The 21,998-nt window shown below is 64.2% G+C and carries 20 protein-coding genes, 1 tRNA gene and 1 pseudogene; 12 read left to right on the top strand and 10 right to left on the bottom strand.

Annotated features, from left to right (window positions below):
- Together ABIB66_RS09660 and ABIB66_RS09655 are read right to left on the bottom strand one after the other, a co-directional pair.
- On the bottom strand, nt 1-2,177 hold a 2,177-nt coding region (locus ABIB66_RS09660; protein ID WP_354254723.1), incomplete at its 3' end, for a chemotaxis protein CheA.
- A 428-nt stretch (nt 2,178-2,605) separates the two neighbouring features.
- Nucleotides 2,606-3,079 (bottom strand): response regulator, encoded by a 474-nt coding sequence (locus tag ABIB66_RS09655; RefSeq protein WP_473321663.1) that lies wholly within the window; start codon nt 3,077-3,079, stop codon nt 2,606-2,608.
- A gap of 574 nt (nt 3,080-3,653) precedes the next feature.
- Here ABIB66_RS09655 and ABIB66_RS09650 point away from each other — a divergent pair.
- The 3 genes from ABIB66_RS09650 to ABIB66_RS09640 all read left to right on the top strand — a co-directional run bounded on the left by ABIB66_RS09650 (nt 3,654) and on the right by ABIB66_RS09640 (nt 5,297).
- Nucleotides 3,654-4,352 carry a Crp/Fnr family transcriptional regulator gene (locus ABIB66_RS09650; RefSeq protein ID WP_275174499.1) on the top strand — a complete coding sequence of 233 codons (699 nt, stop codon included), beginning with the start codon at nt 3,654-3,656 and terminating at the stop codon, nt 4,350-4,352.
- Between the two features lie 157 nt (nt 4,353-4,509).
- Nucleotides 4,510-4,887 (top strand): Hpt domain-containing protein, encoded by a 378-nt coding sequence (locus ABIB66_RS09645; RefSeq protein ID WP_354209629.1) that lies wholly within the window; start codon nt 4,510-4,512, stop codon nt 4,885-4,887.
- A gap of 161 nt (nt 4,888-5,048) precedes the next feature.
- Nucleotides 5,049-5,297 carry a hypothetical protein gene (locus ABIB66_RS09640; RefSeq protein WP_354209630.1) on the top strand — a complete coding sequence of 83 codons (249 nt, stop codon included), beginning with the start codon at nt 5,049-5,051 and terminating at the stop codon, nt 5,295-5,297.
- 78 nt (nt 5,298-5,375) lie between these two features.
- Here ABIB66_RS09640 and ABIB66_RS09635 read toward each other — a convergent pair whose 3' ends face one another.
- Nucleotides 5,376-5,999, bottom strand: coding sequence for a LuxR C-terminal-related transcriptional regulator (locus tag ABIB66_RS09635; protein WP_354209631.1), 624 nt, complete (start codon nt 5,997-5,999; stop codon nt 5,376-5,378).
- Nucleotides 6,000-6,339: 340 nt separating this feature from the next.
- Between ABIB66_RS09635 and ABIB66_RS09630 the strand changes: the two genes are divergently transcribed.
- Together ABIB66_RS09630 and ABIB66_RS09625 are read left to right on the top strand one after the other, a co-directional pair.
- Nucleotides 6,340-7,503 (top strand): hypothetical protein, encoded by a 1,164-nt coding sequence (locus ABIB66_RS09630; RefSeq protein WP_354209632.1) that lies wholly within the window; start codon nt 6,340-6,342, stop codon nt 7,501-7,503.
- A gap of 544 nt (nt 7,504-8,047) precedes the next feature.
- Nucleotides 8,048-9,256, top strand: coding sequence for an EAL domain-containing response regulator (locus ABIB66_RS09625; RefSeq protein ID WP_354254722.1), 1,209 nt, complete (start codon nt 8,048-8,050; stop codon nt 9,254-9,256).
- A 20-nt stretch (nt 9,257-9,276) separates the two neighbouring features.
- On the opposite strand, the gene ABIB66_RS09620 is transcribed toward ABIB66_RS09625, so the two are convergent.
- Nucleotides 9,277-10,131 carry an NAD(P)H-dependent oxidoreductase gene (locus ABIB66_RS09620; RefSeq protein ID WP_354209634.1) on the bottom strand — a complete coding sequence of 285 codons (855 nt, stop codon included), beginning with the start codon at nt 10,129-10,131 and terminating at the stop codon, nt 9,277-9,279.
- 93 nt (nt 10,132-10,224) lie between these two features.
- Between ABIB66_RS09620 and ABIB66_RS09615 the strand changes: the two genes are divergently transcribed.
- A complete protein-coding gene (locus ABIB66_RS09615) occupies nt 10,225-11,160 on the top strand; it encodes a LysR family transcriptional regulator (RefSeq protein WP_354254721.1) in 936 nt (311 codons plus the stop codon).
- 18 nt (nt 11,161-11,178) lie between these two features.
- On the opposite strand, the gene ABIB66_RS09610 is transcribed toward ABIB66_RS09615, so the two are convergent.
- From ABIB66_RS09610 to ABIB66_RS09600, 3 genes and pseudogenes are all read right to left on the bottom strand, one after another.
- Complete coding sequence (locus tag ABIB66_RS09610; protein ID WP_354209636.1) at nt 11,179-12,039, bottom strand: DMT family transporter; 861 nt, start codon at nt 12,037-12,039, stop codon at nt 11,179-11,181.
- Between the two features lie 254 nt (nt 12,040-12,293).
- Nucleotides 12,294-13,274: a Bug family tripartite tricarboxylate transporter substrate binding protein gene (locus tag ABIB66_RS09605; protein ID WP_354254720.1), complete on the bottom strand. Its 981-nt coding sequence runs from the start codon at nt 13,272-13,274 to the stop codon at nt 12,294-12,296.
- A gap of 108 nt (nt 13,275-13,382) precedes the next feature.
- Nucleotides 13,383-14,397, bottom strand: a pseudogene (locus ABIB66_RS09600) (FAD-dependent monooxygenase).
- 62 nt (nt 14,398-14,459) lie between these two features.
- Here ABIB66_RS09600 and ABIB66_RS09595 point away from each other — a divergent pair.
- Nucleotides 14,460-15,371, top strand: coding sequence for a LysR family transcriptional regulator (locus ABIB66_RS09595; RefSeq protein WP_275174487.1), 912 nt, complete (start codon nt 14,460-14,462; stop codon nt 15,369-15,371).
- A gap of 44 nt (nt 15,372-15,415) precedes the next feature.
- Here ABIB66_RS09595 and ABIB66_RS09590 read toward each other — a convergent pair.
- Both ABIB66_RS09590 and ABIB66_RS09585 read right to left on the bottom strand, forming a co-directional pair.
- Nucleotides 15,416-15,505: transfer RNA gene (locus tag ABIB66_RS09590), tRNA-Ser, on the bottom strand.
- A gap of 527 nt (nt 15,506-16,032) precedes the next feature.
- Nucleotides 16,033-17,160, bottom strand: coding sequence for an ROK family protein (locus ABIB66_RS09585; protein ID WP_275174160.1), 1,128 nt, complete (start codon nt 17,158-17,160; stop codon nt 16,033-16,035).
- A gap of 332 nt (nt 17,161-17,492) precedes the next feature.
- Between ABIB66_RS09585 and rplU the strand changes: the two genes are divergently transcribed.
- The 3 genes from rplU (at nt 17,493) to ABIB66_RS09570 (ending at nt 19,000) form a co-directional block, all read left to right on the top strand.
- Nucleotides 17,493-17,885 (top strand): 50S ribosomal protein L21, encoded by a 393-nt coding sequence (gene rplU, locus ABIB66_RS09580; protein ID WP_027566432.1) that lies wholly within the window; start codon nt 17,493-17,495, stop codon nt 17,883-17,885.
- A 97-nt stretch (nt 17,886-17,982) separates the two neighbouring features.
- Nucleotides 17,983-18,252, top strand: coding sequence for a 50S ribosomal protein L27 (rpmA, locus tag ABIB66_RS09575; RefSeq protein ID WP_007598923.1), 270 nt, complete (start codon nt 17,983-17,985; stop codon nt 18,250-18,252).
- A gap of 154 nt (nt 18,253-18,406) precedes the next feature.
- Nucleotides 18,407-19,000, top strand: a complete 594-nt coding sequence (locus ABIB66_RS09570) for a GNAT family N-acetyltransferase (protein ID WP_354209639.1) — start codon at nt 18,407-18,409, stop codon at nt 18,998-19,000.
- 150 nt (nt 19,001-19,150) lie between these two features.
- On the opposite strand, the gene ABIB66_RS09565 is transcribed toward ABIB66_RS09570, so the two are convergent.
- Nucleotides 19,151-20,065, bottom strand: coding sequence for a DMT family transporter (locus ABIB66_RS09565; protein WP_354209640.1), 915 nt, complete (start codon nt 20,063-20,065; stop codon nt 19,151-19,153).
- Nucleotides 20,066-20,338: 273 nt separating this feature from the next.
- Between ABIB66_RS09565 and ABIB66_RS09560 the strand changes: the two genes are divergently transcribed.
- Both ABIB66_RS09560 and obgE read left to right on the top strand, forming a co-directional pair.
- On the top strand, nt 20,339-20,818 hold the full coding sequence (locus tag ABIB66_RS09560) for a MaoC family dehydratase (RefSeq protein WP_354209641.1): 480 nt from the start codon (nt 20,339-20,341) through the stop codon (nt 20,816-20,818).
- 101 nt (nt 20,819-20,919) lie between these two features.
- Complete coding sequence (obgE, locus tag ABIB66_RS09555) at nt 20,920-21,960, top strand: GTPase ObgE (protein WP_027515026.1); 1,041 nt, start codon at nt 20,920-20,922, stop codon at nt 21,958-21,960.
- The last annotated feature ends 38 nt before the right edge of the window (nt 21,961-21,998 follow it).

Here is a 21,998-nt window from a genome sequence, read left to right as displayed (position 1 = left end):
ACGCTCTCCATGGCCACGAGCGGCATCAGCTGCTCGCGGTACTGCACCATGTAGCGGCCGTTCGAGAACTCGATCTTGTCGGCCGGGAGTTCTTCGAGGCGCGTGACGAGCCCGAGCGGGACCGCCTTGGGTTGGGACGAGCCGGCGCGGAACACCAGCAGCGAGGTGGTCTGCTCGCCCGATCCGATGTGGTGAGCCCCGTTCTCGTTGTTCATGTCATGGGCCGAGGAGCCGGCGGCGCCGAGCGCCTTGGCAATGCCGTTGGGGTCGATGATCATGATGACCGCGCCGTCGCCCAGGATGGTGTTGCCCGAGAACATGTCGATGTGACGCAGCTTCGTCGACATCGGCTTGACCACGATTTCTTCGGTGTGGAACACGCCGTCGACGACGATGCCGAAGGTCTGGCTGCCGACCTGGGTCACCACGATGAAGCCGTTCTCGGGATCGGAGACGGCGCCGTCGTCGATCTTGAGCAGCTTCTTGAGGTGGATCAGCGGCAGCAGCTTGTTGCGCAGCCGGAGCACCGCGGTGTCCTTGATGCGCTCGATGCGGTGCTCCGAGTTGGCGCGGGCACGCACCAGCTCGACCACCGAGAGCTGCGGGATCGCAAAGCGGTCGCCGGCGGCTTCCACGATCAGCGCGGAGACGATGGCGAGCGTCAGCGGGATCTTGATGGTGACGGAGGAGCCTTCACCGGCGACCGACTTGATGTCGATGGTGCCGCCGATCTGGTCGATATTGGTGCGCACCACGTCCATGCCGACGCCGCGCCCCGACACCGAGGTGATGGCGGCCGCAGTGGAGAAGCCCGGGGCGAAGATAAACTTGTGGATCTGGGCTTCGCTCATCTTCTCGAGCTCGGCCTCGCTGACCAGACCCGAGGAGATCGCCTTGGCCTTGATCCTGTCGGTGTTCAGGCCACGACCGTTGTCGGCGATGCAGATGATGATGTGGCCGCCCTCGTGATAGGCGGACAGGCGAATGGTGCCCTGCTCGCCCTTGCCGCCGGCGAGACGCTCGGCGGGGGTCTCCAGGCCATGGTCGGCGGAGTTGCGCACCATGTGGGTGAGCGGGTCCTTGATCAGGTCGAGCACCTGGCGGTCGAGCTCGGTGTCGGCGCCGTGCATCTCCAGCTCGATCTGCTTGCCGAGTTCGCTCGAGAGGTCGCGAACGATGCGGGGCAGCTTCTGCCAGGCATTGCCGATCGGCTGCATGCGCGTCTTCATGACGCCTTCCTGCAGCTCGGCGGTGACGTTGGACAGCCGCTGCAACGGCACCTTGAACTCGGTGTCCTCGTTGCGGCGGGAGATCTCCAGCAGCTGGTTGCGGGTCAGCACCAGCTCCGAGACCATGGTCATCAGATGCTCCAGCGTATCCACGTTGACGCGGATCGACTGGTTGGCGATGCTGGCTCCCTCGCCGGCGCCCTCGTCGGCGATCGACTTCTTCGGCGCGGCCTTGTCCTTGGGTGCCTTGGTCTCCTTTGCAGCTTCCTTGGCGACGTCCTTGGCAACAGGCACCGGGGCTTCAGCGGCAGGCTGGGGCTCGGCCTTGACTTCAGCCTTGGCAACCGGGGCCGGGACTTCGATCGCGGTCTCGCGGAAGGCGCGCTCGAGCTCGTCGAGCGAGACTTCGCCCGGACGCAGCGGACGCTCCAGGCTCAGGTCGGCCAGCACGCCGGGCGTCGGCGCGGCTTCCACGGCGACAGATGCTTCCGGCACCAGCGGGGGAGACTCCGCAACGGGAGCCGCCGCACCTGCGGCCGGCATCGGCTGCGCCGAGCCTGACATTGCCGCCATGCCCTGCTCGACCATGGCTTCCAGCTTGTCGATGAGATCGCGGTCGGTGCCCTCGGGCTCGGCTTCGGTCGCCTCCAGCCCGGCCAGAATTTCCTTGATGCGGTCGATCGAGGACAGGATCACCGTCACCGCCTGCCCGGTCACCGGCATGCCGTCACGGAATTTGCCCATCAGCGTCTCGCCGGCATGCGCCAGCGCTTCCAGCCGCGGCAATCCGAGGAAGCCGCACGTGCCCTTGATGGTGTGGACCAGACGGAAGATGTTATCCAGGATCTTGGCGTTGTTCGGCTCCTGCTCGAACTTCACCAGCTGATTGTCCACGGTGTCCAGGCTCTCGCTGGTTTCCGTCAAAAACTCCCGCAACAGATCATCCATGAGCTACGCCTTACTGACCTGGATCTGAACCTCGACGCCCGAGCCGCGCTTGGCATGAACGGAAGTCCCCGCCTTGGATCGTTAGACATCCCCTTTCACGGTCCCGTTAATTTCATCCTCCGTGCTAATACGGATATTGAAGACAAGTTTGCCGTTCGACCGCATGCGACAGCGTTTTTCGGCAAAACCAGCACCACGCCGCAACGGCGAGACGCGTTAGGTGAACGTGCCGATAACAGCGAGACCAGGCGCGCGGGAAAGCCCTGCTTGTAAAGGACGATATGCGCGGTCTTCGCGGAATTGTATGGAGCCGCCTGCAATCCTGAGCGGTCTCGCCACTTTCGCTTGATGCTTTGCCGAGAGATACGCAAGACCCGCATTCGCGGTAAACGAACGGTTACCCGCGTCCACTGCGGCCGGTGCCGGCGCTAACCCAGGCGCGCGGCCGAGGCAAGGTCGCGGTGGGAACTGTGCTCCGCGAGGCAATCGTTGATCGCGGCGAGCAGCGCGTGCGGCGTGAACGGCTTGCGCAGACAGCGCGCCGCACCGAGCCCCAGCGCCATCCGGAGGAAATCGGGGGCTGGCGAATTCAGATTTGCGAACGCGTAGCCGGACATCGCGATCAGCGGAACGGCCGGGGCCCGCTCGTGAAAGATCCGGACCGATTCGAACCCGCGCATGTGCGGCATGAAGATATCGATGATCATCAGGTCGAACTGTTGATGTTCGAGCGCGCGAAGTCCGGCTTCCCCTCCTTCGGCGATCGTCACCCGAAAATTGTTGCGCTGGAGATAGATCTCGATGGCCATGCAGACCATCGGGTCGTCGTCGACGACGAGAATATGGCGCAGAACTTGTGTCCCAGCTTGAGCTTCCCGAATCGGCGATTCACCGTGGCGCACGCCATGCTCCTTTGCTCGAGAAATGGACTATTGAGAACGTCCTTGGCGGAGCGGGGAAGGCGACGGACGCGGCGCGGATGCGGTGCTTCCGGTCATGAAGGCCCCCTTGCCATTTTTACCTGCACAAGCTCGCAGGGCTGGCGCGCCGGCTCATGAGCGAATCAGCGTGCCATTCTCATTTCCGCCGCAAATGGCCGAGCTTGTCTGCTCCCCAACGGGTATACGCAGAGCGACACAACCGTTATAATTAGGTTTGTTGCCGCACAACCGGATGACGAAGCGGACGCGGCGCGGATCGCTTCGAAACCCATCGGATCAACCATGGCCGCGACCGCCCTCCGAGCCGATGCCAGTCGACCGATCTGGATCTGCTGGGACAACAGCTCGGTACCCTGGAAATGGTCAGTGAATCTGTCTTGGCGAGGCGACGTGCAACGGCGCTAACGGCGATCGGACAACTTGTCTCAATTGCCAATATATCCCGAGGGGAACATGATGGAACTTACCCGGACGGCAAGCAGTTTCGGGTGCTGCGGCCCGCTAGTCCGGGAGACGGGAGGCGACTTTGGAAACGATGGTGCGTTCCTCCAACGGTTTCCTGTCCGCGCTGTCGGCAGACGATTATGAGTTGATCCGGCCGCACCTGCGTACGTGCGATCTGCCGCATGACGCGGTGCTGGTCGAGACCGGCGAAACGCTCAAGCGGGCCTACTTTCCCCATCGCGGCGTCATCTCGCTGGTGGTGGAGCTCGCCAGGGGCGAGCACGTGCAAGTCGCCATGATCGGCCGCGACAGCCTGCTCGGAACGCTCTCGACCATGGGTGATGCCTGCGCGCTGAACACGGCCATCGTGCTGGTTCCCGGCTCCGCCTCGATGATGGACCTTGACCGACTGCGCATCGCGGCCGACCAGAGCGGCACCCTGCGGACGCTGCTCACGCGTCACGGACTGGCGGTCTACGCGCAGGTGCAGCAGACCGCGGGCTGCAACGCCGCTCATCCGGTGGAGTCGCGGCTGTCGCGCTGCCTGCTGCACACCCATGACCTCTCCGGCGACTACCGGCTGTTGCTGACCCAGGAGGCTATGGCGCAGATGATCGGCGCTCGGCGGAACAGCGTGTCGCTGGTCGCCAATACCTTGCAGCAGGCGAATTTCATCAACTACAGCCGCGGACACATCCAGATCCTCAACCTGGACGGCCTGCGCCAGACGGCGTGCGAATGCTATGCCACCGTGAAGGCCCAGTATGACCGGCTGCTCGGCCCGCGCTGACTGGTGCTGCGGCGTGGTAAACCGGCCGCTAATTCCGGCCCGCAAACACGGAATGTCCTGCTACCGGAACTGAAATCCAGATGCCGTAGACACGGACGTGCCGCCCGCGCCTGTATGGGCCGGCGGCAAACGATCCGTGATCAAGGCAGGCCAAACCATGTTCGAAGTCACCGTCGCGCCTGCGCAGACAGCGCTTGATGCCGAGCCCGCGCGCGAGCCGGGCGCGTACCAGGCGCTGGTGCGGGAGATCGGCGAGGACGGTGCTTGCGAAGTGCGCGACGTGTTCTGGAGCGAGACCTGCGCACGCCTGCAATCGTTCCGCACGCTCTCGCTCGCGCAGCACCGCGGCAGGATCGCGCGCGAAGCGCATTCGCTGAAGAGCGCGGCCGGGACGTTCGGCTATGTCCGGCTCGCGGTGCTGGCGCTGCGGCTGGAGATGACCGCGGCGAGACTCGGCGACGCCGGCTTTCGCGACCTCCTGGACTTGATGGACGCGGCCTATGCCGCCGCGCGCGCACAGGAACCGGCGGTCTAGATTCCTATTTGACGCGTTTTCTTCACGCGAACCGGTATCCACTTCAGGCGAAAATGCTCTAGCCACTCACGCGTGCATCCCCGCCGTACTTCTACGGCTTGGGATTTTCACAGATGGCTAATCATAGGCAGCGATAGTCGCCGGAAACCAGGAGGGTTTCCATGTTCACCTACGAGACCGCGGACCAGAAAGAAGTTCGCCGCTTCCGCATCGCACAGTTCAACGGCCGGATGGCGACGGTGGCCGCTGGCGAGGAGACGGTGACGGGCTTCGTGCGTTCGGTGCTGGAGCAGGAATCGAGCATGCCGCCCCGCTGGACCATCACGATCATTCCCAACGCGCCGAAGGAAGAGCTCAAGCCGCTGCGGCCCGCGTCGCGCGCGCGTCCCTTCGCCGAAGATTATTTCTGAGCGCGATCGGAGCCCGGGTCTTTCTCGAGAGATCTCTCACGCTTGGCCCTCGCCGCCGGCGGCGGCCCGACACAGCCCTCAGTCGATCGAATGCAGCAGCGCCGCACGGACGAGGTCCGCAGTGTTGCGCGCACCGAGCTTCCGCATTGCCTCGGCGCGATGGCTCTCGAAGGTGCGCGGGCTGATCTGCATCCGAAGCGCCCCCTGCTTGTTCGAATAACCCTCGCTGATCAGCCTCAGCACCTCGCGCTCGCGCTTGGTCAGCCGCTTCTGGCCTGACAGGCCGAGCACTTCGGCGCTCGGCACGCGCTGCGGCTGTGGCGCACGCGCGAGCTTCAATTCGGCGTCCTCGACCCTGGACGCGATCGGCAGGCCACCCGTGTGAGAACCGGCAAGCTGTTTGACGAGGCCACAAACCCGCTCGGTCTGCACCAGCGCATTCTCCACGACCCGCTGCAAATAGGCACGGTCGCCCGTCACCGGCGCGAGCTGATCGCTGTGATGCTTGATCTCGCCCATGTAGAGCAGGAGCGCCGTGAGGGGACCGTTGAGCTCGCGGGCGATGGCGGCGGCCATTTCGTCGGCCGCCCTGGCGCGGGCGGCGTTCAAGCGGACGACATCGAGCTCTTCAATTGGAGCGGCGTTGCTTTCGTACCATTCCGACGGCCGCGAATCAGTGGCCGTATCATTCTGTGACCCCATGTCACTCGTTTAGCGGAACCCAACGGGGTCTGTGGTTAACTTTTTGCTCCGTAAGACTACGGTGAATTTGGCAGCTTTGTGCTGAAACTCCGGCACAGGCACACTTTGTGCTAGAGGGCCAACCTCCCTCAGCATTCTTAGGTTGCTGAACCTGCTCAAATGGTAGGCGGGTCAGCCGAAGCCTTCTTAACGACCCGATCCGCGCCGATGACCCGCCGCCCCGGATTTTACCGATATATTAACGGCGGCTTGCTTCTCTATGTCGCAATTGAGAGCGCGCAAATGCCTCCATGCATGCGGCCGGTAGGCCTGCTGGAATCGTTGCGGAAGATTGCGTGCCATGAACGAGATCGACCAGCTATCGGACTTCTTGCAGAAGCTGACGCCGCTGTCGCGCAGCTGCCTGCTCAGCGAGCTCGAACGGCTGGAGCTGTGCGGCATCGACATGCCGGGCTCATCCGAGCTCCAATCGCGGCTGCGGGCCGAATTTCGCAAGGACGGATCGAGCCAGGCGCGCGCCACCAGTCCCTCCCGCAATTTCTTTGCGCCGCTCGAGCTGCTTCTGATCGACGGCGCGCCCGAGCATGCCAATATGGGGCGGATCTCGCGCAACACCCTCACCCCGATCTGGGAGTGGATCTGCCGCGACCTGCTGCCGACCATGGCGCGGGACTACATCAAGGCGATCAACGACCAGGTCGCCGCCAACAACCAGAAGGAAGTGCTGAAGATCGCATCGAGCTTCCAGACCAAGGTCGTCAAGGTTCTCGAGAGCACCCTCGCATCAGCGGAGAGCACCGAGTTCGCGCGCGGCAAGCTCGCGCAATACACGGCATCGCGCACCGCCTTCGACGACGTGAAGAAGATGCAACATGTGCTGCGCGCCGGCGCCGCGCTGCCGAAGTTCAATGAAAAGCTGCCCGAGAAGATCGCGAAATTCGACGACGGCCAGGTTGATCAGATCACCGCACGATTGGACGCCTTCAAGAAGGCTCATCCCGAGGCGCTGCCGTTTGCCCTGACGCTGGTGGCGAGGCGGCTGAAGACGTTCTGGCAATTGGTGCGCCTTGCCACCAAGGCCGCCGCAAGCAAGAGCGCCGCCGATGTCGCCGCCACGCCCTATGCCTGCGTCGTTCACATGGTGCTCGACCAGCTCGACGACAGGCGCCTCGCCTTGCGCATCGCGCTCCGGCACAACCGGGTGCTGATTGCGCGCGACCTGCTCACCGAGATCTACGACACCGAATATGCGCTCAAGGTGCGGATCGACGGCATCGAGCAGTGTGAGTGGGGCATTCGGCTGCAGCAATTGATGGACGCGATCGCGGCGCTGGTGTCCGCCGAGGTGAGCCGCTTCCCCTCCAATGTCGGCCACATTCTCGGCTCGCGCCGGCTGCGCAGCCACGATACGCTCGGCGGAAAGCTGTCCTATCTGGCCTGGAAGGGACGCGATGTGATCGAGGACGGCGCCGCCGCGTTGCGCAAGCTGATCGGCCAAACCTGATCCCGCGCTAATGCGCGCGCGGCAGGCACAGGAAGCGATCGAGAAATCGCCCTGACAGCACGAACCTGAACCACCAATACATTATTCGCCGCGACGTCATTGCTGCGATCCTCGACAGCCCACCACCGGCTGCCCGAAGCAATAGCGCAAGTGCAGCAATTCGCTTGTGATGTGCTTCACACGGGCGCCAGCGCCTGCCGACGCATTGTCGCAGAACCGTCACGAGCGAGCCGGGAAAATGCGCGCACCGCGCGCAATTGAGGCGCTCCATTATTCAATTGGGCAAGGTGCGCGCAGCTTGGTCCAATAGCAGGACAGTGCGCGTGCTTGCAGCCGCACTGCACGTTACGAAATCTCCAGTGATTGCCGCAACCCTGCGCCCGATGCGCGAACAGACGTAAAAACATCTCGAACGAGATCGGGACAATTTTAGACATGATGGGTGCTTTAACGTTACCCAGATAATTCGACAATCGACTGAAGCCTTCCATATTTGAAACTGCTCACGTCGCTAACACACCGGCACGGAACGGGAGTGCTTGCGATGAACGACGAAATTGTAGAACTCGCCGAACGAAGGCCGAAGACCTTCGGACGGCGAAAGGTGAAGCCGCGCGCATGCGTCGCCGACGGCAAGCGCCATCTGCGCGCGTTTCTCGCGGAGGTGCTGGAGGATCTCGGCTTCGTCACCACCGAATGCGCCAGCGCCGAGGAGCTGCAGAGCGTGCTGACGAGCGAATTGCCCGACCTGATCCTGCTCGGCATCGCCGCCGACGGCATCGAGCCCGGCAAATTTCTCGAGACGCTGGTGCGCGAGGCCTTCGACGGCAGGGTTCTGACTGTCGGCGCCCGCGAGTCGATTATCGTCAGGGCCGTGCAGCAGGTCGGCGAGGAATACGGCCTCAAGATGCTGCCGCCGCTGACCACGCCCTTTGCCGCGGAGACGTTGCGCGAGCGCGTCGCGATGCTGTTGCCCGAGGAGCCGGCGCCGAGCCCGGCCGTGCATGTCGGCGAGGCCCTGCACGCCGGCTGGCTCGAGCTGTGGTATCAGCCCAAGATCGATGCGCGCACGCTGATCCGCAATAGCGCCGAGGCGCTGGTGCGGATGCGGCATCCGACCTGGGGCCTGGTGCCGCCGGCCTATTTCATCCCCGAAGAGGACGACCCGAATCTGCGCGACCTCTCCGAATTCGTGATCGAGCGCGCCATGCAGGACTGGCACTATCTGCTGGAGCAGCAGAGCCCGGTCGATCTCGCGATCAATTTGCCGTCGTCCTATCTGAAGGAGCCTCAGGCCGTGCGCGATCTCTGCCGCCGCATGCCGACGCATCCGGCATTCGGCGGGCTGACGATCGAGATCGACAGCGAGGAGGCGATCCGCGACCTCGATCTCCTCGTCGAGGTCGCCCGCGAACTGCGTCTGCACAATGTCGGCCTGTCGATCGACAATCTCGGCGCCAACTGGCCGTCGCTGATGGACCTCGGAAAAATTCCCTTCATCAAGCTGAAGGCCGACCGGCACTTCGTCACCGGCAGCGGCACCGATCGCCTCAAGCGCACCGTGTGCCGCCACATCGTCGAGCTTTCGCATGGCTATGGCGTGCGCGCCGTCGCCGAGGGCGTCGAGAGCCGCGCCGACCTGGTCGCTGCCAACGAGCTCGGCTTCGACCTCGTGCAGGGTTTTCTGTTCGGCAAGCCGATGCCGCTGAAAAAGTTTGCGCGGAGCACGCTGACGCGAACGGTGATGGGGTGATGTCATGCGCGGGCGGCGGATTACGCCGTTGCCGCGCAATCCTCCGTCGCCGAGCGCATGGAGCTCACCTCGCCATTGGGGCTGCGTGCCTCGGCCTGCTCGACGTGAAGCGCGAAGCCGGTCGCGCCGGAATGCTCGAGTCCCGCGCGGAGCTGCATGCTCGGAATCAGGTAATCGCCGCCATTCTGGCGCCGATAAGGAATCGGCGATGTCGTCGCAAGCGTTCGCATCCTCTCGCGCAAACGTTCGGCCGTCGCCTGGAAACCGGCTTCGTCCAGCTTGTCGGCCTTGTAGACAACGAACGGCGGAAGCACGTCGTATCCCGGATAATAGAGGATGCCGTGATTGATCGGGAACAGCAGGTCGTCGATCGGCCCGTTGATCCCGCGCGCCGAATAATGCTCCTGCCAGCCGCCGGCGCTCACGATCAGCATCGCGCGTTTGCCCGCTAGCCTGCCTTCGCCGTAACGGTCGCCCCACCGCTTGTCGCTGTGCTCGCCGACGCCATAGGCGAAACCGTAGGCGAACACGCGGTCGACCCAGCCCTTGAGAATGGCGGGCATGCTGAACCACCACAGCGGAAATTGCAGGATCAGGACGTCCGCCCACAGCAGCTTCTCGATCTCGGCCTTGACGTCCGCGGTGAGTGTGCCCGATTCGAACGCCTGCTTGGAGGCGGCGGCCGGCGCCAGCCGCGCGTCCCGCGGCAGCAGCGGAAAGTCGGCGCGACCGATTTCGGATGTCCAGCCCTGGGCGTAAAGGTCTGACACCCGCACCTCGTGTCCCTCAGCCTCGAGTTCTCTGACGGCGACATCGCGGAGCGAGCCATTGAGGGAGCGCGGCTCGGGATGAGCGAAGACGATCAACACTTTCATGATCAGCTCCTTGGTTGATGATTTCGAGCCACCAGGTAGCGTGCACCGCTGCAATTCGGTAGTTGTCGCCAATGGATAGGATCATGCCGAAATATGGATAGATCGGACGTTACGCTCGAACGCATGCGCAGCTTCGTGCGGGTCGCCGAGCGCGGCAGCCTGTCCGCGGTCGCGCGCGAGCTTGTTCTCGGCCAGTCGACAGTGACGCGGCATCTTCGGGAACTGGAGCAGGCCGTCGGCGTGCCGCTGCTCACGCGGACCACGCGCAGCGTGACGATGACGGAGGAGGGACGCCGCTACTATGCCGACTGCGTGCAGATCCTGCGCCTGGTCGAACTGGCGGTCGACGAGGCGCGCAGCACGCGCGGCGCGCCGGCCGGAACGGTGCGCGTCTCCTGCACCGCGGCCTTCGGTGTGCTCCATGTCAGTCGTTTCGTGTTCGCGTTCCAGGACCGCTATCCTGACGTGACGGTTGATCTCAGCCTGACCGACGAACGGATCGACCTTGTGCGGGAAGGTGTCGATATCGCCCTGCGTCTGGGGCCGCTCCCCGACAGTTCGATGAAGCTCAGGCTGCTTGGTCAGTCGCGGCGGGTGCTCGTGGCCGCACCCGACTATCTGGCTTCGCACGGAAGGCCCACGCGCCCGCAGGATCTCGCCAGCCACGAGGGTGTCAGGATGTCGAACATCGCCGGCAGCGACGTGCTCGTGCTGCACGGGCGGCGCGGCGGCCGCCATGTGGTCCCGTTCGCAGGGCGGCTGCGGGTGGATCACGGGCTTGCCGCACGCGAGGCGCTCGCGGCCGGTCGTGGCAATGCGCCGGCCCATCTTTGGCTCGTCGACGACCTGCTTGCCTCAGGCCAACTTGAGCACGTGCTTCAAGACTACGCGCCGCCTTCCGTTCCGCTCAACATGCTGATTGTCCCGGAGCGGTCCGGCATCGCGCGGGTACGGCTGCTGATCGATTTTCTCGCCGAGAGGATCGCGCGGCTGCCGGGGATCGAAAAGCCGCAACCGGGCAAGAACTAAGGTCACATCAATTCGGCCTCAGGCAAACCGCCGCGCGAAGAAGACGCAGGCGACCACCAGCGCGGTCGCGACGATCATGCTCCAGGCGACGGGTTCGTGCAGAAGCAGGCCGGCAAGGGCGAGGCCGAAGAACGGCTGGAGCTGCTGCAACTGGCCGACGCGGGCGATGCCGCCGATCGCAAGCCCGCGGTACCAGAAGATGAAGCCGACGAACATGCTGAAGACCGAGACGTAGGCGAGCCCGATCCAGGCGGGCACACTGATGCCGCTCCATGTCGAGGGCCAGGTGAGAATCGCGACCGGCAGCATCAGCGGCAGCGACAGCAGCAGCGCCCAGGAGATGACCTGCCAGCCGCCGAGCCGGCGCGACAGCGCGGCGCCTTCGGCATAGCCGAGCCCGCACAGCACGATCGCCGCGACCATCAGGAGATCGCCGGTGAGCGATGCGGTGCCGTCGTTGGACAGCGCAAAGCCCGCGACGGTGGCGCTGCCCAAAATCGCGAACAGCCAGAACATCGGCTGCGGCCGCTCGCCGCCGCGCAGCACGCCGAAGATCGCGGTCGACAGCGGCAGCAGCCCGATGAAGACGATCGAATGCGCCGAGGTGATGTGCTGGAGCGCGAGCGCCGTCAGCAAGGGAAAACCGACCACGACGCCGATGGCGACGATGGCGAGCGAGACGAGATCTCCGCGCGCCGGCCGCGCCTGACGGAGCAGGCCGAGCACGGCCACGCCGATCAGCGCCGCAATGACCGCGCGCACCGAGGTCAGGAACAGCGCGGAGAACCCGCCGACCGCCACGCGCGTCGCCGGCAGCGAGCCGCTGAAGATGATGACGCCAAGAAGCCCGTTGCCCCAGCCGCTGCCGGAAGATTGCATGGTGGTCTCGCCCTTGTCGGTGGTGATCCCAACTGGAGCGGCCAGCCGGGGTGGCGTGACGATTACCTGTAAGCTTTCCAACGCCCAACAACAAAAAGCGCGAAAACAACCCCATGCACAGTAGCCGGGGGCTGCAAGATCAATGACTTACGTGGGGGCGAAATCGCCTGACTAGACCGCGATCGTGATGCGGCGGGCGCTGAGGGCGAGCCGGGGATGACCGTCGACGAGCAACGGGGCTACGCAGACGATACTTAATTCGCCTTGATGCCCGCTTCACTGATCAGCTTGCCCCATTTCGAGCTTTCGCTTTGGATGAAGTGGCTGAACTGCTCGGGCGAGGTCGGTGCAGGCTCTGCGCCAAGCGTCCGGATCTTCTCGACCACCGACGGGTCCTTCAGGGCTTTTCCGAAGGCTTCGTTCAACCGGCCGACGATATCGGCTGGCGTGCCGGCCGGAGCAACCAGCCCGAACCAGCCAACGGATTCGAAACCCGCAATCCCGCTCTCGGCTAGTGTCGGCACATCGGGCAAGGACGACAGACGCTGCGCAGACGACACACCGATGGCGTTGAGCTTGCCTTCGAGGATCAGTTGCCTCGATGCGGGGATTTCCAGTACCGCGAAGGGGACATGGCCTGCGAGAACGTCGACCGTCGCCGGCGCGGTCCCGCGATAGGGGACCAGCTCCATGGCGATCGCGGTCTTCTGCGTGAACAGTGCTGCGGTCAAGTGCATGGCTGTCGAATTGCCGCCATGTCCGATCGACAACGCGCCCGGCTTGGCCTTGGCGAGCGCGATCGTTTCCGCGACCGTATGCGCCGGCACGTTCGCTGACGCAACCAGCACGAAGGGAATTTCCGCGAGCAGGGTGATCGGCGCAAGATCCTTCAGATCGAACGGCATCGACGAATTGAGATGCGGATTCACCGTCAGGCTGCCTGCCGGCGCGACGCCGAGCGTATAGCCATCAGGCTTGGCCTGCGCGACCGCGGCCATGCCGATGTTGCCTCCAGCACCCGCGCGGTTCTCGATCACGAGACCCTGTTTGAGCTCGGCAATGACCAGCGGTTCGAGCGCGCGGATGACGGTATCGGCGCTGCCGCCGGGCGGAAAGGTCACGATGATCTTGATCAATTGCTCGGGATAGGCCGCTCGGCCCGCCTCCAGCGGCAACACGGCGAAACTCGCGGCCGTCAGCACGGCCATAATGCGGCGGCTTACAACGTGAAACACGTTTCCCTCCCCGGTGCGTTCTTGTTTGTGAACCACGCCTTTGTGAACTACGACTTTGTAAACCACGTCCTGACGGACTCGCCGCGAGACCGTCCGCTTCAAATCGCGTTACGCCGAAGCGCCAGTAATGCGCGTCAGCAAGCCTTGTGGGTCCGCCGGCGCGGCCTGCCCGCGCCAGGCGATGTGCTGATCGGGCCGCGCCAGCACCAGCTTCTCGGCATACGCGCCGTTCGCTTCGTCCGGCGCGATGTCGAGCAGCGCGAGCGGAATGCCGCGCTGCTCTGCGGCAGACTTCAATGGCGCCACATCGATCGCCGGATCGAACCGCAGCAAAGTGTAGCCGGCGCCGAAGGCATCGTAGAGCGATCGCCCGTCCCGCAGAAACAGGTGCGGCGCGCGAGCGCCCGGCACGGTGGAGGGCGTGAAGCTGCCCATCGCGTAGGCCGGCGGCGTCTCGCCGTCATAGGCGATGATCGGCGAGGCATCGTAATAGTAGCCGAAGTTCAATCCGGCACAGCAATATTGCTGAACGTTGAGATCGTAGGCCGCCCTGGCCAGCGCTGCGCGCGCCGCGTGGCCGCGCGGCGTGTCGTGCTCGATCTCCGCGGAGACTCCGCCACGCTGCGCCATCATCTTCATCGCATGGTCCATGGCAAAGCGAGCGCGGTTGAGCGGCGGCATGGCTGAACAGGATCGGCTCGAGATAGACTTGGTTGATCCGGTGGGGCGGCTCCGGCGTCGGCCACCAGGTATCGGGGCCACCAGTGGCGCTGTAGCGGCGTGCGCGCGAGGGAATGTCGATGCGGCACAGCTCGATGCCGGTCGCCGTGGTCCGGTAGGAGCAGTCGTTCGGGAAATCTGCGGGCAGGCCTGCGTCGCGCAGCTTTGCGGCGACGCCGAGCCGGCGGAAGATCTCCATCGAACGCGCCGAGACGTGATTGCATTTGACGCTGGGCGGATCGCCGGCATGGCGGATCTCCGCGACCACGACGTCGATCCCACGGGAAGCCAGATCCATCGCCGCGGTCAATCCGACGGGCCCGGCGCCCACCACCAGCACCTGTGTCCTCATGTTCGTTTCCGATCCCTTGGCGATCGTGGCTTCACCGTCCACGACATGCATTTTATTGCATGCTCGCTTATGTGATAAGCCGGAAAGAACTCATCAATTCATGAGCTTTACCTATGAACGTCACCTTGCGGCAATTGCAGGCCTTCACCGGCGTGTACCGCACGCGCAGCATCACGCGGGCCGCGCGCGAGCTGGGGATCACGCAATCGGCGGCGAGCCTGTTGATCCAGCAGCTCGAAGCGCAGCTTGGCGTCAAACTGTTCGATCGCTCCACTCGTTCGGTGCAGCCGACGCTGGCCGCTGACGAGGCAGTTCATGCCGCCGAACGCATGCTGGGCGATGCGCTGGGCCTGTCGCGGCGCATGCGCGACCTGGCGCAGGCGCGCGCCGGCCGGGTCGCGTTTCTCGCCTCAGCCGGTACCGCATCGGCGCTGCTGCCCTCGGTGCTCGCAAAATTCCGGGCAGGCTATCCCGATATCGAAATCGACATGCGCGATGTCGCCGCCGACGATCTCGTTCCGCGTCTGATCGCGACGGATGCGGAGTTCGCGATCGGCAGCGTCGAGGGAGAATTCGCGGAGCTGACGGTCGAGACGCTGACCCGCGGCCGCCTGAGCGCCATCGGCCGGCGCACCGCCGACTTCGCGGCACGCCGCTCGCTGACATGGGACGAGTTGGCTCAGATGCCCACGATCGCGATGCGGGGCGAGACGCGGATTCGCATGCAGATCGATCAGGCGCTGGGCACCCAGGGCAAGCACCTCAACCCAACCTATGAAGTGACGCTGATCAACACCGCACTCGCCATGACGGCGCAGGGTCTCGGCCTCGCGATCCTTCCTGCGACGATGCTGCCGGCGGATCAATTTCCGACTCTGATCGCAAAGCCGCTGATACGTCCTGCCATCACCCGCCCGGTGTCGCTGCTGCAGCGCCAGGGGCGGACGTTGTCGCCAGCCGCGCAGGCGTTTGTGGCGACGGCGCGGACGGCGCTGGCGGAGCGAGAGCCGGCAAGATCAGACTGATCTGCCGAGCTTTCTGGAAGCCGTTTTATTGTGGCGGATGATATTGGCGGAGAGGGAGGGATTCGAACCCCCGATAGGCTTGCACCTATGCCGCATTTCGAGTGCGGTGCATTCGACCACTCTGCCACCTCTCCTGAAGGCGCCAAGTCAAGGAGCAGGGCCCCTGTGGTTCGGGCGTTAATAGGCGAGGATGGCGGGCCAGACAAGGCTGGGAGGACGAAAATCGGGCCGGTTTTGCGGCTGGGCCCCATGATGTCGCGGTGGTGATGGGGACGACCGCGGATTTCGGCGGCGGTTTGCGCGGAATTTGGTCTGGACCGTTCGCTAATGACCCGGCGCGAGGTCGAGCCGGTAGCATCGAGGCTCGAATCACTGGTGCCTGAAAAGGCGGGGTGGGACCGCCAGACGCGGTAAACACTGGCGGTCCCGTGCCGCTCATTGAAATACTGGCTGGGAAGGGCGGCTTCGCCGGCCAGGTGAGGCGACGGTTCCGACCGTAGCGTGCGGCCCGTGCACCGCAACGCAATCCGGTCCTTAACCTAACCAGTCAAGGTTACTCTGGAGCCGTTTACGTTCCGATGGGATCGGAACGGGGCTCCAGATTCCTGTTTTTGACGCGTTTTCTTCACGCGAACCGGTGTCCACTTCGCTCGAAAACGCTTCAGTCGGACTTGGCTTTTTTCTTCCCGTTGCCCGTGGAATCGCCGTCTTTGTCCTTGCCGTTGTCCTTGCGGCGGTTGGTGAAGCGGGCATTGCCCAGCCCGGTGCCGATGGTGAGCACGCCCCAGCGATCGACGTCCTGCATGAACGGCACCTCTGAGAGGCCCTGAACCACGCCGTCATTGTGCATCAGGATCGCGGTGTCGTGCTCGCCGATCTGCGGAATGCCCTCGAGCAGGCTCGCCGGCAGGTTGAACTTGCTGCTCTCCCAATTGCCCGGCAGGTTCTGCGCGCCTTTCTCGATGGAGCCGTCCGCGTTGATCACGCCGGGACAGGCGATGCCGATGAACGGCGCCAGCTTGAAGCCTTCCTTCTCGGCCTCGGTGATCAGCCCCTTCAGCATCTTGGTGAGCCGCTTCACCGCGCCTTCGCGCGTCGGCTCGTCGTCGGCATGACGCCACAGCTCGGACTTCACGACCTTGGCTTTCGACAGGTCTTTTGCCTTCTTCCAGCTGGTCTCCACCAGGCCGCAGCGGATGTTGGTGCCGCCGATATCGACGGCGAGGATGCTGTCATGGGCTTCGAAGATCCATGACGGCGCCAGATGCAGCGCGCCGATCAGGCCGGCCTCATCGGGGTGATGGCGGATCGGCACCATGTCCATCTTGAAACCCTCGGCCATGAGGATGATCTCGGTGCGCGCGATCGCGAGCTCGCCGAGCCGGGAATCGCGAAAGCCGCCGCCGACCACGATGCGCTCGGTCTTGGCCCAGGCCTTGGACTTGAGGAAACGCCGCGTGACATAAGCGAGCTCCTGGGCGAAGTCCTCGATGGCGCTATGCACCACCGCCCAGGCCTCGGTGTCGTCGCCGACCAGGATGGCATCCAGCGTCTTCTTGCTGATCTCATCCGACGGCTCCTTGCCGAACGGGTCCTCGCCGGACTTGCGCAGCGGCTTGCGCCAGCGCTCGAGAATCTCCCGGAACGCGCCCTTGCTGGCGCGGTCGCCGATGAAGCCGTCCTCGTCCTTCATCTCGATGTTGAAGCTGTCGATATCCACCGACGGCAACCGCTCCGCGCCGTGATGGGCGATGCCCGTCGTCGTCTTGACCAGCTCGTCTGTTGCCATGGTAAGCCCCTTGCCCGTGTGACCTAATTCGCGGGGACAACGGCGGCGGAACCCGTTGGTTGCGGTGCCGTCGGAAATTCGCTGCGGGGCCGGATCGGGCCCAAATGCTTCAAATCGGGCCGTTTTCGCCGGCTTTTCCTTGACTCTGCGCGGTCAGCGGCTATAAATCCCGCAACCGGCGCGGGGCGTTTCTCGCGCCGCTTGTTTTTGCGTGGGTTTTCAAAGGGATAACTCCCGCCCGCACAAAGCTCGCATAAACCCATAACGACTGACAAAAAGCCGGCCCCGACACCATGTCGCGAGGCCGGGAATGAACACGAAGGAAAACAACGATGTTCGCAGTCATCAAAACCGGCGGCCGGCAGTACCGCGTCGTTCCGGATGATGTCCTGGAAGTAGGCAAGATCGAAGGCGAAGTCGGCTCGATCGTGCAGCTCAATGAAGTTCTCCTGGTCGGCGGCGACACGCCGATCCTGGGTCTGCCCACGGTCGCAGGCGCGTCCGTTGCGGTCGAGGTGCTCGACCACAAGCGCGGTCCCAAGGTCATCGCTTTCAAGAAGCGCCGCCGCAAGAACTCGCGCCGCAAGCGCGGCTATCGCGACGAGATCACCGTGCTGCGCATCTCGGAGATCCTGACGGACGGCGCCAAGCCCACCAAGGGGCCGCGTCCGAAGCGGGAGAAGGTCGTCAAGCCAGAGACCACGACCGAAGAGGCCGCCGCATAATTTGATCACGCATCATCACGAATTGATGCGTGAGAAATTGTGAAATGATTCCGTCAAGGAATTGATCTAGAAATACTCAGGATTTCGGAGACGAGCCATGGCTCACAAAAAAGCAGGCGGTTCATCGCGTAACGGTCGCGATTCCAAGGGCAAGCGCCTCGGGATCAAGGCGTTCGGCGGGGAAGTTGTGATTCCCGGCAACATCATTGCGCGTCAGCGCGGCACCACCTGGCATCCCGGCCTTAATGTCGGCATGGGCACGGACCACACCTTGTTCGCCAAGGTCGAAGGCCGCGTAACGTTCCAGGCCAAAGCCAACGGCCGCACCTTCATCTCGGTGCTCCCGCTCGCAGAGGCGGCTGAATAGACGGTGGATCAAATTTGGAGTCCGCCGGGTCCCAGACCGAACCGGCGGAGTCCTTGAGATCATAGAGATCGAAGGCTCCAGGGGAGGCGGGAAACCGGCCTCCCCTTTCGTTTGCGTGCTCACTTTTCACTTAGTGACTTCGACGGAGCCGGACATGTTGCAGGATTTCTCGAGCGTGACCTTGCGGGAGGCGAGACCCAGCGTCGTCGCCACCGAGCGGCTGACCTTGCGGCGGCCGACCCTCGCCGACGTCAGGACCATCGCCCTCCTCGCCAACGACCGCCGCGTCGCCGAAAACACAAGGCGCCTCCCGCATCCCTATTCGCAGGACGACGCCGTCGCCTTCATCCGCGCCACCGCCGCGCCCGGCAGCGAGACGGTGTTCCTGATCGAGCATGACAGCGGGCCCGTCGGCATGGTCGGCATCGACTGCTCCACGCCCGACAATGCCGAGCTCGGCTATTGGCTCGGCGTCGAGCATTGGGGCCGGGGCTTTGCCACCGAGGCCGCGCGCGGCGCGATCGACTTCTTCTTCGAGGAGTTCGAGGACGATCATCTCTATGCAGGTGCGCGCGTCACCAACCCGGCGTCGCGCAACGTGCTGGAGAAGTGCGGCTTCCAGTGGAGCGGCGTCCAGCTGCATCGCTTCATGGCGCTGGGCTCGTCCACGCCCGTCGACTGCTTCCGCCTGTCACGCGGCGTGTGGGCATCGCTGAAGAGCTGGAGCAGTGCGCGAAGGGTGAGGTAGCCAGCCTAGCCATACGATGTCGTCCCGGCGAAGGCCGGGACCCATGACCACGACCGTTGGTAGCGCGAAGGCTCCCACTCCGAGTCTTCGCCAAACTGCACCCTGTGGGTATGGGTCCCGGCCTCCGCCGGGACGACACCGTAGTTGTGGTTACGCCGGCGGATTCACATCCACGTCCCCACGCCCGAGATCGCGTTCACGCAAGTAAATATAGAACCCGGCGCCGATGATGATGGCGGCGCCGACTATGGTGGCGATTTCGGGCACGTCGCCGAACACGACGAAGCCGAAGATCACCGCCCAGACGATCATCGAATATTGATAGGGCACGACGACGCTGGCCGGCGCGAGCTTGAGCGAGCGGTTGACGCAGAACAGCGCCGTGACCGAGACGCATCCCGCCAGCGCGAAGATCACGAGGCTACCTGATGTCGGCGGCACCCAGTTGAACGCCGACAGCACCGCACCCAGCAGGAACGTGCCGACGAATTGCGACGACGCCATCACGATATCGGGCGTCTTGCGCAGGCTGCGCGTGATCAGCATCAGCGTTGCGAAGGACAGGCTGCCGCCAAGCGCGATCAGCGCCGGCAGGCTCACCGTCTGTGCCGACGGCCGCAGCGCGATCAGCACGCCGCAGAAGCCGATCAGGATCGCCGTCCAGCGCCGCCAGCCGACCTTCTCGCCGAGAAAGATCGCCGACATCGCGGTGACGAAAATGGGCCCGGCGAGATAGTAGGTGATGACGTCGGCGAGCGGCAAATAGACCGTCGCAAGGAAGAAGGCCGCCACTTCCAGCGTCGACAGCACCACCCGAAACAGCTGGAGGCCCGGCCGCTCCAGATGCAGGAACTGGTGACGCTGCCGCCAGACCAGCGGCGACAGCAGCAGCAGCGCCGCGCAGGCGCGCAGGAACAGCAGCTGCCCCACCGAATAAGTCCCGACCAGGAACTTGCCCATGGCATCGCCGAACGAGAACATGAAGATCGACAGCACCATGAGCCCAATGCCGGCAAGGCGCGCCGAGCGTTCGTCATAGGCCGAGAGATTCTTGAAGAGGGGCATTGCTGTCGTTCGTGGAAACGCGTCATTGCGAGGAGCTCTTGCGACGAAGCAATCCAGACTGTTTCCACGGAGACAGTCTGGATCGCTTCGCTTCGCTCGCAATGACGAGCGGAGAGAGCGTCGGGATGGCGACCGGAGTCGCTTGCGGTCGTTTTAATGACGTGAGCGCCCGCGACAAGCCCACGCCAGCCGAATTGAACGGATTGCCGCACTCTTCGCGTCGCGGTAGCGATAGGCGTCACCCGAACGAAAGAGCCAGGAAAGAGCCTCGCCATGACCGACTTCGACCCGGCCCGGCATCGCATGATCCCCGCGCAACGCTGGTTTGAGGATTTCGCGGTCGGCGAGCGTTTCGTGCTGCCGAGCCGCACGCAGACGACGGCCGTGTTCGCGGCGTTCCAGACCGCGAGCGGCGATACCCATCCGGTGCATTACGATGTGGAGTATTGCCGCAGCCGCGGCATGCCGCATCTGCTCGCCCACGGTTTCCAGACGCTGATCCACACCGCGCCCGGCGCGGGCCTGTTTCCCTTCATGGTCGAGGACTCGCTGGTCGGCTTCCTCGAGCAATCCAGCCGGTTCCTCAAGCCGGTGTTCGCCGACGATACAATCTATCCCGCGCTCGAGGTCACCGAGCTGGTGCCGGGACGCTCGACCGGCGCGGTGACGCTCAAAAGCACCGTGTTCAACCAGCGCAAGGAGCTGGTGCTGGAGGGCACGCAGAAATTCCTGATCCGGCGCCGGCCCAACTAACGTTGTGCCGGGGTTAAGCACGCCCCAAAATCGCGGAAATTCAGCCGATTTGCGGGTCTATCCGGGTTGCCGCGCGGGACCGGCTGGCCTACCTATGGCCCATGAAATTCCTTGACGAAGCAAAGGTCTATATCCGCTCCGGCGACGGCGGAAACGGCTGCGTGGCGTTCCGCCGCGAAAAATTCATTGAATTCGGCGGCCCCTCCGGCGGCAATGGCGGCCGCGGCGGCAATGTCATCATCGAGGTCGCAGACGGCCTGAACACGCTGATCGACTATCGCTACCAGCAGCACTTCAAGGCCCAGAAGGGCGAGAACGGCTCGGGCTCGGACCGCCACGGCGCCAATGGCAAGTCGATCGTGCTGAAGGTCCCCCTGGGCACGCAGATCTTCGATGAAGATCGCGAGACCATGATCCACGACTTCACCACGGTCGGCGAAAAGTTCGTGCTGGCCGAAGGTGGCAATGGCGGCTTCGGCAACGCCCATTTCAAGACCTCGACCAACCGCGCCCCGCGCAATGCCAATCCCGGCCAGCCCGGCGAGGAGCGCTGGATCTGGCTGCGGCTGAAGCTGATCGCGGATGCCGGCCTCGTCGGCCTGCCCAATGCCGGCAAGTCGACCTTTCTCGCCAAGGTCAGCGCGGCCAAGCCGAAGATCGCCGACTATCCCTTCACCACGCTGCATCCGCAGCTCGGCGTCGTGAATGCCGACGGCCGCGAATTCGTGCTGGCCGACATCCCCGGCCTGATCGAAGGCGCGCATGAAGGCGTCGGTCTCGGCGACCGCTTCCTTGCCCATGTCGAGCGCTGCCGCGTGCTGCTGCATCTCATCGATGCGACCTGCGAGCACGCCGGCAAGGCCTACAAGACGGTGCGAACCGAGCTGGACGCCTATGCCGGACAGCTCACCGACAAGATCGAGATCGTCGCGCTGAACAAGATCGACGCGGTCGAGCCGGACGAGTTGAAGAAGCAGAAGGAGCGGCTGAAGCGCGCCGCCAAGAAGACGCCACTGCTGCTCTCCGCCGCCACCGGCGACGGCGTGCAGGAAGCGTTGCGCGCATTGGCGGATGTGATCGGCGAGAGCCCGGTCTCCGCCAAGGCAAAGAGCGCGGCGGAAGCGGAGCCTTGGTCGGTTTGATCTCTCGCCGTCGTCCCGGCGAATGCCGGGACCCATAG

This window comes from Bradyrhizobium sp. F1.13.3 (assembly GCF_040548265.1).
Lineage (GTDB): Bacteria > Pseudomonadota > Alphaproteobacteria > Rhizobiales > Xanthobacteraceae > Bradyrhizobium.
This window is presented reverse-complemented; position numbering and strand designations above follow the sequence as displayed.

Coding starts and splice junctions, on each gene's coding strand:
- ABIB66_RS09650 (WP_275174499.1), top strand. CDS start 3,654: ATGGTGCGTTCCTCCAACGGTTTCCTGTCCGCGCTGTCGGCAGACGAT.
- ABIB66_RS09645 (WP_354209629.1), top strand. CDS start 4,510: ATGTTCGAAGTCACCGTCGCGCCTGCGCAGACAGCGCTTGATGCCGAG.
- ABIB66_RS09640 (WP_354209630.1), top strand. CDS start 5,049: ATGTTCACCTACGAGACCGCGGACCAGAAAGAAGTTCGCCGCTTCCGC.
- ABIB66_RS09635 (WP_354209631.1), bottom strand. CDS start 5,999: ATGGGGTCACAGAATGATACGGCCACTGATTCGCGGCCGTCGGAATGG.
- ABIB66_RS09630 (WP_354209632.1), top strand. CDS start 6,340: ATGAACGAGATCGACCAGCTATCGGACTTCTTGCAGAAGCTGACGCCG.
- ABIB66_RS09625 (WP_354254722.1), top strand. CDS start 8,048: ATGAACGACGAAATTGTAGAACTCGCCGAACGAAGGCCGAAGACCTTC.
- ABIB66_RS09620 (WP_354209634.1), bottom strand. CDS start 10,131: ATGAAAGTGTTGATCGTCTTCGCTCATCCCGAGCCGCGCTCCCTCAAT.
- ABIB66_RS09615 (WP_354254721.1), top strand. CDS start 10,225: ATGGATAGATCGGACGTTACGCTCGAACGCATGCGCAGCTTCGTGCGG.
- ABIB66_RS09610 (WP_354209636.1), bottom strand. CDS start 12,039: ATGCAATCTTCCGGCAGCGGCTGGGGCAACGGGCTTCTTGGCGTCATC.
- ABIB66_RS09595 (WP_275174487.1), top strand. CDS start 14,460: ATGAACGTCACCTTGCGGCAATTGCAGGCCTTCACCGGCGTGTACCGC.
- ABIB66_RS09585 (WP_275174160.1), bottom strand. CDS start 17,160: ATGGCAACAGACGAGCTGGTCAAGACGACGACGGGCATCGCCCATCAC.
- rplU (WP_027566432.1), top strand. CDS start 17,493: ATGTTCGCAGTCATCAAAACCGGCGGCCGGCAGTACCGCGTCGTTCCG.
- rpmA (WP_007598923.1), top strand. CDS start 17,983: ATGGCTCACAAAAAAGCAGGCGGTTCATCGCGTAACGGTCGCGATTCC.
- ABIB66_RS09570 (WP_354209639.1), top strand. CDS start 18,407: ATGTTGCAGGATTTCTCGAGCGTGACCTTGCGGGAGGCGAGACCCAGC.
- ABIB66_RS09565 (WP_354209640.1), bottom strand. CDS start 20,065: ATGCCCCTCTTCAAGAATCTCTCGGCCTATGACGAACGCTCGGCGCGC.
- ABIB66_RS09560 (WP_354209641.1), top strand. CDS start 20,339: ATGACCGACTTCGACCCGGCCCGGCATCGCATGATCCCCGCGCAACGC.
- obgE (WP_027515026.1), top strand. CDS start 20,920: ATGAAATTCCTTGACGAAGCAAAGGTCTATATCCGCTCCGGCGACGGC.